Source organism: Candidatus Ulvibacter alkanivorans (assembly GCF_003333325.1).
In the GTDB taxonomy this organism is placed as follows: Bacteria; Bacteroidota; Bacteroidia; order Flavobacteriales; family Flavobacteriaceae; genus Ulvibacter_A; species Ulvibacter_A alkanivorans.
Genome location: NZ_QOLC01000115.1, coordinates 1 through 14475, shown reverse-complemented (window position 1 = coordinate 14475; position 14475 = coordinate 1). Strand labels below are relative to the sequence as shown.

The 14475-nt window shown below is 42.0% G+C and carries 13 protein-coding genes; 7 read left to right on the top strand and 6 right to left on the bottom strand.

Going from position 1 to position 14475, the window contains the following annotated elements; genetic code table 11:
* Positions 1 to 50: 50 nt before the first annotated feature.
* The gene (locus DWA30_RS12880) at positions 51 to 824 is read right to left on the bottom strand and encodes a carboxypeptidase-like regulatory domain-containing protein (protein ID WP_136073210.1); all 774 of its coding nucleotides are present in this window, start codon (positions 822 to 824) and stop codon (positions 51 to 53) included.
* A complete protein-coding gene (locus tag DWA30_RS12875) occupies positions 811 to 1617 on the bottom strand; it encodes a carboxypeptidase-like regulatory domain-containing protein (RefSeq protein ID WP_114492937.1) in 807 nt (268 codons plus the stop codon). The genes DWA30_RS12880 and DWA30_RS12875 overlap by 14 nt, the downstream gene beginning before the upstream one ends.
* A 72-nt stretch (positions 1618 to 1689) precedes the next feature.
* Between DWA30_RS12875 and pepE the strand changes: the two genes are divergently transcribed.
* Positions 1690 to 2400 carry a dipeptidase PepE gene (pepE, locus tag DWA30_RS12870; protein WP_114492936.1) on the top strand — a complete coding sequence of 237 codons (711 nt, stop codon included), beginning with the start codon at positions 1690 to 1692 and terminating at the stop codon, positions 2398 to 2400.
* On the opposite strand, the gene DWA30_RS12865 is transcribed toward pepE, so the two are convergent.
* Positions 2384 to 2830 carry a GNAT family N-acetyltransferase gene (locus DWA30_RS12865; RefSeq protein WP_245933920.1) on the bottom strand — a complete coding sequence of 149 codons (447 nt, stop codon included), beginning with the start codon at positions 2828 to 2830 and terminating at the stop codon, positions 2384 to 2386. The two genes, pepE and DWA30_RS12865, sit on opposite strands and share 17 nt — an antisense overlap.
* A gap of 36 nt (positions 2831 to 2866) precedes the next feature.
* On the opposite strand from DWA30_RS12865, the gene DWA30_RS12860 reads away from it, so the two are divergent.
* From DWA30_RS12860 to DWA30_RS12835, 6 genes are all read left to right on the top strand, one after another.
* Positions 2867 to 3607, top strand: a complete 741-nt coding sequence (locus DWA30_RS12860; protein WP_114492935.1) for a M15 family metallopeptidase — start codon at positions 2867 to 2869, stop codon at positions 3605 to 3607.
* Positions 3608 to 3637: 30 nt separating this feature from the next.
* The gene (locus tag DWA30_RS12855; protein WP_438829902.1) at positions 3638 to 4399 is read left to right on the top strand and encodes a M48 family metalloprotease; all 762 of its coding nucleotides are present in this window, start codon (positions 3638 to 3640) and stop codon (positions 4397 to 4399) included.
* 61 nt (positions 4400 to 4460) lie between these two features.
* Entirely contained in the window at positions 4461 to 5975 is a 1515-nt protein-coding gene (gpmI, locus tag DWA30_RS12850; RefSeq protein ID WP_114492933.1) for a 2,3-bisphosphoglycerate-independent phosphoglycerate mutase, read from the top strand.
* Between the two features lie 43 nt (positions 5976 to 6018).
* Positions 6019 to 6420 (top strand): BT0820 family HAD-type phosphatase, encoded by a 402-nt coding sequence (locus tag DWA30_RS12845; protein ID WP_114492932.1) that lies wholly within the window; start codon positions 6019 to 6021, stop codon positions 6418 to 6420.
* 9 nt (positions 6421 to 6429) lie between these two features.
* Positions 6430 to 7248 carry a type I methionyl aminopeptidase gene (map, locus tag DWA30_RS12840; RefSeq protein WP_114492931.1) on the top strand — a complete coding sequence of 273 codons (819 nt, stop codon included), beginning with the start codon at positions 6430 to 6432 and terminating at the stop codon, positions 7246 to 7248.
* A gap of 11 nt (positions 7249 to 7259) precedes the next feature.
* Positions 7260 to 8036 (top strand): methyltransferase domain-containing protein, encoded by a 777-nt coding sequence (locus DWA30_RS12835; RefSeq protein WP_114492930.1) that lies wholly within the window; start codon positions 7260 to 7262, stop codon positions 8034 to 8036.
* A 2-nt stretch (positions 8037 to 8038) separates the two neighbouring features.
* Here the strand turns inward: DWA30_RS12835 and DWA30_RS12830 are convergent, their stop codons facing one another.
* The 3 genes from DWA30_RS12830 to DWA30_RS12820 form a co-directional block, all read right to left on the bottom strand.
* Entirely contained in the window at positions 8039 to 9049 is a 1011-nt protein-coding gene (locus tag DWA30_RS12830) for an FAD:protein FMN transferase (RefSeq protein ID WP_114492929.1), read from the bottom strand.
* A 1-nt stretch (position 9050) separates the two neighbouring features.
* Complete coding sequence (locus DWA30_RS12825; RefSeq protein WP_114492928.1) at positions 9051 to 9413, bottom strand: DUF8840 domain-containing protein; 363 nt, start codon at positions 9411 to 9413, stop codon at positions 9051 to 9053.
* Between the two features lie 167 nt (positions 9414 to 9580).
* Complete coding sequence (locus DWA30_RS12820; RefSeq protein WP_136073209.1) at positions 9581 to 14344, bottom strand: RemA C-terminal-like gliding motility protein; 4764 nt, start codon at positions 14342 to 14344, stop codon at positions 9581 to 9583.
* Positions 14345 to 14475 lie beyond the last annotated feature (131 nt).

Below are 14475 nucleotides of genomic sequence, written 5' to 3'. Positions count from 1 at the left end.
GGTAAATTCTAACTGCGTTAGACGTTTTTTAAACGGTATTGTTACAATAACTATTCCTTTTTTTCGGAAAGTCTGTTTACATACATTTCGCTTTTTTCAGAAAAAATTGCCAAGACCGCATTGTAATTCTCGTTTTTAAAGTCACGCTGCAGGCTTGAAGTTTCGATACAAAATAACATAAAATCGTACAGTCGTCCTTCGGGGATATTGTACGCTTCGAAGAAAAAGTTACGCGTATAAAAATTGATGATCTTGGCTGCGTCGGTGTTTTGAGCCTCCCACTTTCGTTTAATCTTTAATTTTTTATAGTAACCGCTAATGTGTTTGTACATGGCTTCCAGATCTACAGTGGTAAACGTTCCAAGCGATGGAACAATAGGGACGATCTTCTCTTCCGGTTTTCCTTTAAAACCGGGGATTCCAACATCATCGAAATTAATGGGTTTTTCGGTCTTTATATTTTTGAGATCGGTTTCTAGGTTACCGGTTAGCTTGGGTCTCAAGAACACCTCATCCAGCTCGTTGATCAACTCCCGTAATTCTATTGTCAATATTTGGTTTTCATAAATCGAATCGGTGATCACCACTTTTTCGGGCATATATTTTACCGAAGATATTAATAGGGTATCGTTTAGGTTTACTTCGATCGAAAAGTTTCCGAAGGCATTGGTTACTGTATTATATCTGGAGGTCGTATTTAGAATATGAATCCCTTCCACTTCAGATTCGTTGGTAATGGTTCCATGAATCTCCTTTTCCTGTCCGTTCACCAGAGCGACAAAAAATAAAAGAAGAACACATAAATAGCTGCTATTGTTTTGCACGACGTTGTTTATAGGCTTCTGCCTTTTCTGACATAAATGCCAACAGTTCCAATTCGTTTTCGGCGCGTAGCATGCTCGCTCGAACCCCATTTTCTTCTGCAAAGTAGATAAAATCGTTTGCTTGAGAAGGTGGTATGTTGAAAGTTTCCACAATATATGCATTGCTAAATCGCTGGCGTAGGGCGTTGTACAAGAGCAACTCTTGTGCGTTTGCCGAAGAATCTCTTTTCTTTTTCTTCGGAAGCAACAACCCGATTAACCCCAAAATATTGCCTCCATACGGTTTTTGTCCGTTGTAATAGGCTTCTTCGGCCTTATTCCCACGAATCGATGTTTGCGCATCCACAATAAAACCGTATTCGAATTCAAGGTTTTCATAGTCTAAGGCCCATTCGGTATCGAGGTCTACCGTTTTTATGCGCGCCACATCGGCTCGTATGTTTCCTGAAAGATCATACGGTCGCACTATAACTTCTTCTAAAACATTTACAGCCGGATTTAAATAAATGGCCATTTGCTTGGCATCCAGGACGCCTTTATCCACAATTACCGTAAAAGATTGAAACTGTAAGGCCGTAATTTGCACTCTGTCATTTTCGGCTACATCCAAAGTAAAGGTTCCGTCGGCATCGGTTACAGTGCCTCGTTGGGAAGAGCTATTATACACATTCACGCCTTCTACGTCATCCCCTTCGGGTGCAGTTATCACTCCGTTAATTGTGACACGATCCACTTCTTGTGCCAACATTAAACATGGCAACAGCAATAGTATAAGAAGGAATCGAGCTTTCATAAGTTTGAAATTACATTATAAAGACGAGAGTTATTCCTTTTCGTTTGTTAAATTTATGCAATAATTATTTCTATGAAGAATTGTGTTATTGCCAGCACTTCCACACTTTTCGGCGGGAGTTACCTTGACTATCTACTAAACGCGCTTTCAGAACTTTACAAAGATACCGATGAGATCTTGTTCATCCCCTACGCTCGCCCCAGCGGTATATCGCATGACGAATACACGGCAAAAGCTTCCGAAGCATTTCAGCAAATAGACAAGCAAGTTGTCGGTATTCACACCTTTTCCGATCCATTAGACGCGTTAAAAAAGACAACCGGAGTATTTACCGGTGGTGGAAACACCTTCTTGTTGGTCTCTCAACTATACAAGCATGCGATGATGCAACCGTTACGAATGGCCATTTTAAACGGACTACCTTACCTTGGTACTAGCGCAGGCAGCAATATTTGCGGACTCACTATGCAAACCACGAACGATATGCCTATTGTATATCCTCCTTCATTCAAAACGCTTGGTATAGTACCGTTCAATATTAATCCGCACTATCTAGATCCTATATCCAATAGCGAGCATATGGGTGAAACGCGTGAAACTCGTATCAACGAATTTCATACTCAAAATACGGTTCCTGTCGTAGGGTTACGAGAAGGGAGTTGGTTACGAGCTACCAATCACGAAATTATTCTTAAAGGAGACCTCAGTGCGCGCGTATTCGAACAAAACAAGTCGGCAATCGAACTAGGTCCCGGTACCAATTTCGCTAGGTTGTTTGTGTAATATCCTTAATAAAATGATAGCCTTTTGCAACAAATCCATGACTGTAATAAAACTTGTGAGAGAGAAAATTATCGACATAGGTATTTAATTCTACCCAGTTACAATCATGTTTTTTGGCGTACTCATATACGTAATTCATCAATTTCTTGCCAATGCCACTGTTTCTATGTTCGTCGGTGACCACCACATGGTCCATTTCTATACTTCTACCTGCGTAGTGTCTCGTTTGAAACCATAGCCCACAACAACCAATAAGTACCGAATCGAGATAAATACCAACACATTCGTAATTTTGTTGTGCCATTTCGGTGAGGCGAGTTTTTAATATGGCTTCGGAAGGTGTTTTCTTACTAAGCATCTTTAATAAAGGAAGAATGCTGTGTATTTCTGAAGCCGGAATAATACGAAAGGAGATAGGAGATTCGTTCAAAATTATAGTACTTTTAAATCCATACTAAGATATAAAATGAACCGAAATAAATTTATTAAAATTACCGGCTTGGGTGGAATTGGTATAGCTGTCCTACCGCAGTTGTCTTTTTCCGGGACACAATCTTTTAGTCGGAATCAACTTATTGGCAAAGGAAATCAAGATCTTGTTGGTGATACTTATACCTCGACCATGCATCGCGAAGCTTCCGAAGCATTAACAAAAATGAAACGTGCCGCCGCTAAGGCCAATATCGAAATTGAAGTAGTTTCTGCCTACCGGAGTTTTCAGCGTCAAAAAGAGATCTTTGAGGGAAAATACGATCGATTTACAAAGCAGGGGTTATCACCTACCGATGCTATTGAAAAGATCATCGAGTATTCTACGATCCCTGGCACCTCAAGACATCATTGGGGCACCGATCTAGACCTTATTCAAGCCAATGCGCCGCGCCCGGCCAGCGTATTACAAGCAAAACACTTTCATGGCAATGGCCCTTTTTGCAAGTTTAAAGCATGGATGGATGAGCACGCAGCCGAATTCGGATTTTATGAAACGTACACCGACAACGCCTTGCGAAAGGGGTTTGCGTACGAACCATGGCATTTTAGTTATGCTCCCGTTTCCATACCAATGCTACAAGCCTATAAAAAATTAGACCTAAAGCAATTGGTGCTTGAGGAAAAGATTCTTGGCGCCGAGCATTTTTCCGAAGCATTTATTGAACGGTATCGAGCCAACAACATACTAGACATAAATCCCAAATTACTTTCGTAACTTTAAATCATAAAAAGTAGTGGTATGCGAATGAGAGGCAATTGGAAGATCAGAATTTTGATTGGTTTAGCGATCGTGGCGTTTGCGTTCTTTAAGAAATGTGCAAATACCGAAGAAAATCCGTATACCGGTAAAGACCAAGCGATCTCTTTGTCTACCGAAGAGGAAATTAGGATCGGATTACAAAGTGCGCCTCAAATGGCTGCCGAATATGGCGGTATGTATCCGGACCAAAATGCACAAGCATTGGTCGACTTGGTAGGCAACAAATTGGTTCAAAATAGTGTTGCACGCGACACTCCATACCAATACGAGTTTCATTTACTGGCCGATTCGAATACCGTAAATGCGTTTGCGTTGCCTGGCGGACAAATATTCATCACCTATGCATTGTATTCTCAGCTGGAGAACGAAGACCAACTAGCTGGAGTGCTCGGGCATGAAATTGGTCATGTCTTAGGGCGACATTCGGCAGAACGAATTGCCAATAGCGAATTTTGGAAAACTATTTCTACCGGAGCTTCTGTGGGTGCCGATGCGGGCGGTTTAGTAGCCGGGATTGGTCAAAATGTATTGTTAGGCAACGGTCGTGAGGACGAACTGGAAAGTGACGATCTGGGTGTACGTTTTATGATCAAGGCCGGATATGAGCCACGTGAAATGATACGCGTCATGGAAATATTAAAAGCTGCTTCGGGGCCCAATCGCGCGCCAGAATTTAAAAGCACACATCCCGATCCGGACAATAGGATACAAAAGATCGAAGAATCTATTCAAAAATATGGCGGCTAAACAAGTGGTCATTTCGGCCATATTGCTACACTAAGCAGGATTTTGTCATTATCTTTGTACCATGAACAAAAAGGTCCTTTTACTAATACTCGACGGCTGGGGAATTACACAAGATCCTTCAGTTTCGGCGATTTCGCAAGCCAAAACACCGTTTATCGATTCACTGAATTCCGCTTATCCCAACGCACAACTTCTCACGCATGGTATGAATGTAGGTTTGCCTGATGGCCAAATGGGTAACAGTGAAGTTGGGCATATGAATCTAGGCGCAGGACGCATCGTGTATCAAGATCTAGCAAAGATCAACATGGCAGTAAAAAACAACACCTTGCTGCAGGAGTCCACTTTAACCGAAGCTTTCGACTATGCCAAAGCGAATAATAAAAACGTTCATTTTATTGGCTTGGTCTCTAATGGTGGTGTGCATTCACACATAGATCATCTAAAAGGCCTACTTAAAGCGGCAGCAGAGAAAAAAGTAGGCAATGTCTACGTTCACGCCTTCACCGATGGTCGTGATGTCGATCCAAGATCTGGAGCAGGTTTTATTGAAGAGTTGCAAAAAACACTTAGTCAAACTTCGGCAAAGCTAGCCTCTGTAATTGGCAGGTATTATGCGATGGATCGTGACAAAAGATGGGAGCGGGTAAAAAAGGCGTACGATCTTTTGCGCTTCGGAAAAGGAGAGCAAACTACGAACATTGTCCAAGCCATTCGCAGCAGTTACGAAAACGGTATTACCGATGAGTTTTTAGAGCCTATCGTATATGCCGAAAATGACAAACCATTAACAACGATTGAAGCTGAGGATGTAGTCATTTTCTTTAATTTTCGTACCGATCGCGGACGACAACTTACCGAAGTACTCACGCAGCAAGATTATGAAGGCTTTGGTATGAAAACAATGCCCTTGCATTTTGTGACACTCACTAATTATGATGATGCATTTAAGGGAATTCGTGTAGTCTACAGCAAAGAAAACATAAAGATGACCTTAGGTGAGGTGTTGGAACAACATAATAGAACACAAATTCGAATTGCTGAAACTGAAAAATACCCTCACGTAACGTTCTTCTTTTCCGGAGGGCGTGAAATTCCATTTACCGGTGAGCGTCGTATTTTATGTCCGTCACCAAAAGTTGCCACTTACGACCTTAAGCCCGAAATGAGTGCTTATGAGATACGAGACAAGATCATTCCCGAATTGGAAAACAAATCGGCAGATTTCATTTGCTTAAATTTTGCCAACCCGGATATGGTTGGACATACAGGCGTATTTGAAGCAGCTGTTGCCGCGTGTGAAACGGTGGATAAATGCACCAAGAACATCGTGCAAACGGCTTTAGAGAACGACTATACTACTATTATCATAGCCGATCATGGCAACAGTGAAACCATGCGAAATCCCGACGGGTCCCCAAATACGGCTCACACAACAAATCCGGTCCCTATCATAGTCGTAGACAATGACCTTTCCGAAGTAAAAAGCGGCGTCTTGGGAGATATCGCGCCTACTGTATTGCAATTAATGGGAATTGAACCACCAAAAGAAATGACCGGTAAGTCTTTAATTTAAAACTTTCCAATCGAGAGTTTTCTTTGTAATTTTGCCCACTATTATGACTGAAACCTATAACATTGCGATCGATTTCGACGGTACCATCGTAGAAGACGAATATCCCAAAATTGGGAAACCGATCATATTTGCCTTCGATACCATGAAAAAATTGCAGTCGCAGGGACATCGATTGATCCTTTGGACGTATAGAAAAGGTAGAGCTTTAGATGAGGCCGTACAATTTTGTAAAGATAACGGTGTGGTGTTCTATGCTGTTAACAAGAGTTTTCCCGAAGAAGAATTTGATCCTAGTCATAGTCGAAAAATAAATGCCGATTATTTTATAGACGACCGCAATATTGGCGGGCTCATGGGTTGGGGAGAAATATACCAACTGTTAACCGGAGAGCGTACTCCCACTACCCCACAACCTAAAAAGAAAAAAGGTTGGTTTTCATTTTAATTATGCATCATGATCATACCTAAAACTAGAGAAGAAATTGAATTGATGAGAGAAGCCGCTTTAGTGGTTTCTAAAACCTTAGGGATGCTGGCGACCAAAGTTAAGCCGGGTGTTACCACTCAACAACTCAACGATATGGCCGAGGCCTATATACGAGATCAAGATGCGATACCGGGTTTCTTAGGCTTATACGATTGCCCTTCTACCTTACTCACCAGCGTAAATGAAGCAGTTGTCCACGGATTACCTACCGACAAACCATTGGAAGAAGGCGATATTGTTGCGATCGATTGTGGTGCGATAAAACATGGATTTTATGGAGACCATGCCTATACGTTCGAAGTTGGTGAAGTGGCGGCAGAAACCAAGAAGTTGCTGCAAGTGACCAAAGAATCTCTCTATGTTGGAATTCGTGAATTTAAAGCCAATAATCGCGTTGGAGATGTTGGTTTTGCCATTCAAAAATATTGTGAGGCACATGGCTACGGAGTGGTCCGTGAATTGGTAGGACACGGTCTAGGTAGAAAAATGCACGAAGATCCCGAGATGCCCAATTATGGCCGTCGTGGCAGAGGCAAAAAATTTGTGGAAGGAATGACGGTTGCGATCGAACCCATGATCAATATGGGTACTCGACGAATCAGTCAGTTGAACGATGGCTGGACCATAGTCACCCAAGACAAAAAACCTTCGGCACATTTTGAACACAATGTTGCATTAATAAACGGAAAGCCCGAATTACTTTCAACCTTCGCTTATGTATATGAAGCGCTGGGTATTGAAAGTGATGAAGAAAATGAATTTCGTGAAAAAGCGTTGGTGCTTTAAAACAAGGCATCATGCAAAAATTCTTTAAATTCTTTCTGAATCTATTTCCAAGGACCATTCTTATCCGACTTAGTTTTTTAGTACGCCCTTTGGTAGCTTTCTTTTTGCGTGGTGAAACTTATACCGATCCTATAGACGGAAGATCCTTTAGAAAATTTTTACCCTACGGCTACGAAAAAGTGCGGGAAAACGTATTATCGCCAAGCACCTTATCGTTAGAACGACATCGATTGTTATGGTTATTTCTGAAGAATGAAACCAATTTTTTTTCAGAAGAACACAAGGTACTTCACTTTGCACCCGAACAAGCCTTCTACTATCGATTTAAAAAACTGAAGCATATAAAATATACCACCACCGATCTAAACTCTCCTTTGGCAGAAGTAAAAGCCGATATTTGCGCGCTCCCCTTTTCAGATAATAGCTACGATTTTATCTTTTGCAACCATGTGTTAGAGCATATCCCAGACGACACCAAAGCGATGAAGGAACTCTACAGGGTATTGGCACCCGGAGGAACGGCAATATTACAAGTGCCGTACGCGGCCGATAGAGAACATACATTCGAGGACGATAGCATTACCGATCCCAAAGAACGGGCAGCCATCTTTGGACAATACGACCATGTACGTGTGTATGGAATGGACTACTTTGACAAGCTAAGATCGGTTGGATTTGAAGTAAATGCCGTAGACTATACCGCAACCCTTTCCGAAGAAGAGATCAATACCTATCGTCTGGCAAAAGGTGAGCTTTTGCCTGTTTGTAAAAAACCAATACAGAAATGATCTTAATTGGTTTTCATGATCGCAGCCATTCCCGGTGTTTGATACACCCTTGATTGCTCACCATCTTGATAGGTAAGGTAGGCTTCTACATTGGGGAGCGACGCCAATAATACTTTTGATTTTTCTAACCCCAAGGCCATGCAAGCGGTGGCATATGCATCGGCTAATGCACAGGTTGGAGCAAGAATGGTCGCACTCGTCACATCACTTTTTTCGGCAGAGCCTGTTAACGGATTTATGGTATGTACAAATCGTTTTCCGGTGATGGAGTCGATCCTAAATTTTCGGTAGTTCCCGGAAGATGCCATAGCTCGATCTACCAACGGCACGGTCGCTTCATAATTTCGATTATCCAATGCAGAATCAACTGCTTCAATTCCTACCACCCAAGGCTTGTTCTTGGCAATATTTTGTCCTTTTGCTAATAACTCTCCCCCTAGTTCTATTAGGAAGTTCTCGATACCTTCAGCTTCGAGATAGGCACCTATTCTATCAATTCCATATCCTTTGGCCACAGCATTAAAATCGAAATAGATCTCGGGATGTTCTTTTTTAACGGTTCCTTCGGAAGTGATTGACACCTTCTGAAATCCAACATAACGCATTAAAGAATCTAATACTGGGCTATCGATTCGTTCTAATGGCTTTACATCACCAAATCCGTATGCATTCCGAAGCACTCCGATAGTCGGGTCGAAGTATCCACTGGACTCCTTATATACCTTTTCAGAAATAACATACACCTCCTTAAAGATATCATCGACTACAATAGTGGAGTCGCCTTTGTTGATCTTAGAAATATCGCTGGTTGGCATATAAGTGCTCACCGATTGGTTGATTTGGTTAATCACCGAATCGACCCCTCTTGACATATCAACATTCCTTTCCGAATAAAACTGAATGGTGTAGGTCGTTCCAAACGCATTGCCTTGTTGCACCTTAGGCTGTGGCGTTTTTTCGACGCAAGCGACACTTACCATTAAGAAGATTAGAAAATAAAAAACACGTGTCATACTATTCTATTTGTTGCAGTCCGTTATACACCATGGTATAGGCTTCGTCCTTAATTACGGGCAAAGCGTAATCGGTGCCGTGACCTAATCCAACACCTGCATAATAGGTTTTGGCTTCAAACGAATCGGCGTGCTTTTTGATCTTTTGCATAAATTCTGCATCGTAGGTATTCGCATCATCGGGATACGAGATAGCCCTTACAATTACAAAATGCAGATCTTTATCTTTAAGTGCTACGAATTGCGGGTCGCGTTTTAATTTTGAGTTAACCCCTAAAAATTCGAATCCATTTTCTTCCAGATCCTTGCCAACAATATTCATCGCAAGATTATGGAGTTCCTGTTGTGTAAGCTTTACTGCCATAGTTATAAAATTACTGTAGCGTTTTCATCGGCAAAATTAATCATTTTTAGCCACTCGCTTCAATCGAACCCCATGTATATTCAAACACGAGAAAGTGTTTTTAAGAAATATAGCAAAAAAAGCCCTCAACTGCTTGAGGGCGAAATTAGAGAATTATACGTTAGTGTTTACTCTTTAATAAGCTTCTTCGTTACACTTCCTTCTTTGGTAGAAATAGTAACGAAATAAATTGCAGATCGCAATGCTGAAAGGTCTAATTCATGCGTTGATTGATTGGAAGTATCTAACTGCTGAATTGTTCTACCCTGCATGTCCAATACTTCAATTCGATCAATTTGAATTTGAGGTGACACCACATGCACCCGATCTTTTGTCGGATTTGGAAATACAGAGATCATTTCCAAGGCTGCTTCCTGATTATTTAAAATGTCATCACTTTTAAACTGAAGTACAAATCGATTATTAAATACGCCTTTATTGCTTCGGAAGCTATAAGGTTCCATAGTCAAATTAGTGATCACATTTTCGTAGGTATCGATAAGATATACAGTTGCTTCACTTATGGCAATTCCTTCCAAATCGGACAACGAAATAGTGTACTGTTCTTCCGCAGCGATTTGAGTAGAAAAGCCAAGTCGTATTTTCATACCGTCTTCAAATTGCTCACGAGTTTGTATGCCTAATTCGTTTTCACCAACTTCTAGCAACGAGTATAGACCAATATTGGTAGAGATTCGTTCACTGTCATATCCAGAATCAATATCCGGTGTTGCCAATGGGTTAAATGCGATGAGCGTATTACTACCTAATTCGTAGGTAGTATTTGCCAACTTGAGCCAGATCTTATCGATCAAGTCATTATTAGCGCTTTGTCGTAAGGTTGTATTTCCGGTAGTTAGGCGCATGCTATTTGTGAAATTTACATTGCCTCCAGAGAACACCTTGACAGCAAAGCCTTGAGCAGTTGAAATGACACCATTTGGCTCTGTACTAGTTCCAGGATCATTAGCTGCCGATGTTCCTCCCGATAAATTATACATAGAAAGATCGTCCATGCTAAAATTCATAGTAGGATTTGCACCCGGAAAGGAACTACTTGGTGGCGTTAGATGCTCCCAGAAATACACTTCGTTTATTAGTGGGTTTCCATTGATAAAGTCGTTAGCAGATATGGCCGACGGATATGGGTTTCCAAAAATATTCGGAGTTCCGTCAGGGTTGTCGGTTATATTATTAAAGATCGCTGGATGCGATATGTTCCCATTATTTAAGGTGCCTAAGGTATAGGTCATATTGAATGACTCGGTAGTTGGATGCGAATATCCGGTTTGCGGACGAACCAAATAACCTTCCCCCACGGTTAGTCCTCCTGAATATTCATTGTAGAAATCTCCGTCATCATCGGCAAAATTCGTACCTCCTGCAGGCACCAACGGATGTGGAATAAAGTTTTGAGGAGTAAAATCTAATACCAAGAATGCATCGGTATAAACACCTTCTCTAGTTTCGGCAGACATTGGCGTTCCCATTAACATAAAATCTCTTGGGCTTAACACCGGAGTCGTTACTTCAACATTTATCACCCCTCCTGCATTTTTGGTTACAGTTGCCGAAGGGTCAACTTGTACAACACTCCCTTGATGCTCTACTATTAGGCTTCCGTCTACCGTTATATCTCCATTTACACGTAGATATTGATCGGCCGTAACGGTTACGGTATTCCCGGCATTGATGCTTAGCGTACAAGCTTCAAGATCATTTGCAGCTAACGTAAGATCGCCATCTATCGTGACTGCATCTAGCGAAGTTGGATCTCCGGGTGGCAACCAACTTACACCATTCCATATCTTGGCCACGCCGGGACATGCAATAAATGCAGATGACGGGCCAAAGTAAAAGGTATCGCTTAATTCGGTGAAGGTAGCGGTCAAAGTTACATGCGCCCCAAAGGAGCCAATCGTTAGATTGGATGTTTCAGCTAAAAACCCGCCATCTTCCCTTGCGGCAACTAACGCAGTTCGATTAAGTGAGGTGGCCGTCTCCCATCCTGAAACTTCAGCTTCAGTGAAATAAAATGTAATTGTAACATCACCGGTAGTAGCAAGATTGTCTCTGTTTACTGTAAAGACCTTATCCATGACAAGATTAGGTGAAGTGCTGCCATTATAGGCTTGGGCTCCCGTGCCGGCACGTGAAACATAGACTTCGACACAACCATAGTCGTGAATAGTGTTGTTGTCAATCTCCGCCATTAGTGCTCCACTGGAACTATCGGTCATAAACATACTTCCTGAAGTAGGCAGGTTGGTTTCATCACTTGTAGCAATATTAGTCGCCGTTTGTACAGAAGTATCGACGGTAAGATCGATTGTTAACGTATCGAACAATAACAAGCCATTGTTGCTATCGGAATTGTGATGCCTTACCACAAAATAGCCATCTTGTCCGGCAATAGAAGACTCATTTACCGTAATAATAGCACCGGCTCCATTTGGGGTGTTTCCTTGTGATAATAAAATACCACTTGTTATTGCAGCTTCATTGCTGATATCTGTGGTCCAATAGGCAGCATAGTACTCCGAGTTTTGATAGCCTCCAATCCCAAAGCTAAATGAAACATTGGTAGTAGACGCAGGGATGGATTGTATCGGACTAATTACGTAATTATTCGGATTTGCATTAGGTGGGTTGGCGGTAGGCGTTAATATGGTTAGATCGGTTTCCGAAGCGAAAAACGTCCCCTCTATTCCTGTATATGACAAGCCTGAAACCAATATCCAAGCATTACCGTCACCATCGGCATCAATTCCTTGCCAACCTGTTGTGTCCTCCATATCGTATGAAGACAACGTATAGGTATCGGAGACCGGAGGAGCGCTATCATCGTCGGTAATTGTCACTGTAACTGAGTCCGCATTGGTATTTGCGGTGGCATCACCGCCATTTGCATTTACTGTAAAATCTACAACAAAGGTCTCGTCACTCTCGATAAAACCATCCTCATACACTCGAATTATAATGTTTTGGGGTGCCACCGATCCCGTCGGAAAAGTAAGTTGAGGGGTTAAAAGTTCTGCATCAATCCCATCTAAAGCTGTGCCACCGGCTACCGTAAAATTAACATCGGCATTAGCCGAAGGAGCCTGACCAATATTCACAGGTATGTTAATATCGGTGTAGCTACAATCGCTTCCTTCTGTAGTTTGTGCCGTAGTGGTTCCGAAGGAAATTTCAGGAGTTGCCGCAGCGATCACACCGCCTGTAACGATCAAAGAGAAATCTTGTGACCCTCCTGAAAGGGATCCCTTATGAGTAACCGTTAATACATATTGTCCGGTCGCTCCACTTGTAATATCAATTCGCTCGTACGGGTCCACGTCATTATCACCGGTTCCATTTGTGGTCACTCCGGTAAGGCGCCAAGGAGTATATGTTGTCCCATTGTTTAATCGGACGTCCAAATCGTTGACCAATGCGGGTGTGTTACTGTTGGTGCCATTGTTTACGGTCCCAGCCGGATCGGTCCATGAGATGGATGCCAACAACGGACTTACCCCGTCTGATTGGATTGTGATCTGGTAGGTTTGTCCTTGATTTAAGGTTAATTCTGAAATGATTGCCGAATTAGCAGCTGCATCTGTGATAGCTTCCGCTGCTTTCTTTGCATTTAATAGGCCCCATCCAAAATGAGCATCTGGACCGGAAGTACCGGCATCATCTGCTGTGTGTAAAGCAAGTCCTTTTAAAGTGGCTGCTTTCATAAATACACTATTCACATTGTTATAATGCTCTTGTAGCAACAATAGCGTACCTGTAACATTAGGCGCAGCCATAGATGTTCCTGAAATAGAATTATAAGCACTATCTGAATTATCGTATGTAGAATACAGTCCCGTCCCATTTCCTGCAATGTCGGGTTTAATTCTGTAATCATCAGTTGGACCTTCGCTACTACTCGAGTTCTTAGTAACCGAATTCAAGCTACCATCCGGATTGATACTAGCATCTTGAGCATTCGCAATCACTAAATTATTCTTAGCACACGCATCTCCATTTAATTTATCGTACCCACTCTGCCCGTCTAATGGTGAAGCGTTGGAAGTGTTATCGTTACCGTCGTTACCGGCCGACTTTATTTGCAGGTAGTACGGGGCGCTATACATTAAGGCGTCCCAGTCCCTTGCATCACTTCCGTATTGACCGAACCAACTATTAGGGATGCTAGGAGCTTGATATCCGTACGAGTGATTAGACAATAGCATTCCATTCGAGGCTTCATTAGTGGCCTCCGACAGGTCATTGTTCCAATCGTGTGTTAGGGCATTACCTTGCCAGGCCATTCCCTTGGCTGCACCTATAAACCCGGATGCCACGATGGTCCCCGTAACGTGCTGTGCGTGAAAACTGTTGCCATTTAGCCCAAAGACACCATCGTTGATAGCCACACGATTGTTCCCTCCGGCACCATCAAACTCTTGATGTGTTGGCCGTGTGGGTCCTCCATCCCATACGTGAGCTGTCATATCGTCTCCATCTACGGTAAGGCCTAAACCACCACCTGTATTTAGATAGTTGGCACGTGTAGAAATTGCAGCATCCACATTGTGAACTTCATAATAGATGGGTATCCCATTGGTAGTAATTTTTTGTAATTCGGAAAACGAGCCGTCCTCATTGTACTTTTTTAATGGAATGTTATGCAATAAAGCATAGGATCTTGCTATTTCTTTATTTAAAAGTTCTTTTTCTGAAGCTTCTTGAAACTGCTGTGACAGCTTATTTTGATCATAACTCGCGATGATCGCATTGATGGCAGTAGCATATTTAGTCGTATCGGTTCGTTGCTGCGGAAGGTTACGAACTTTCTGAAGTTGCTGCGCAGTCATAGAAAAACATGACAGCACCAATAGGCAGAGTATATAATTTCTCATAAGCATATGAAGTTGAGGGCGTAAAAACTAAAAGTTAATCTTCAAAAATAGCATTTTATCGATTAAATACAACTTTTTATCGATAAAATACATAAATATTCGTTAATTAAATAAAAAAAGACCGTTACAAT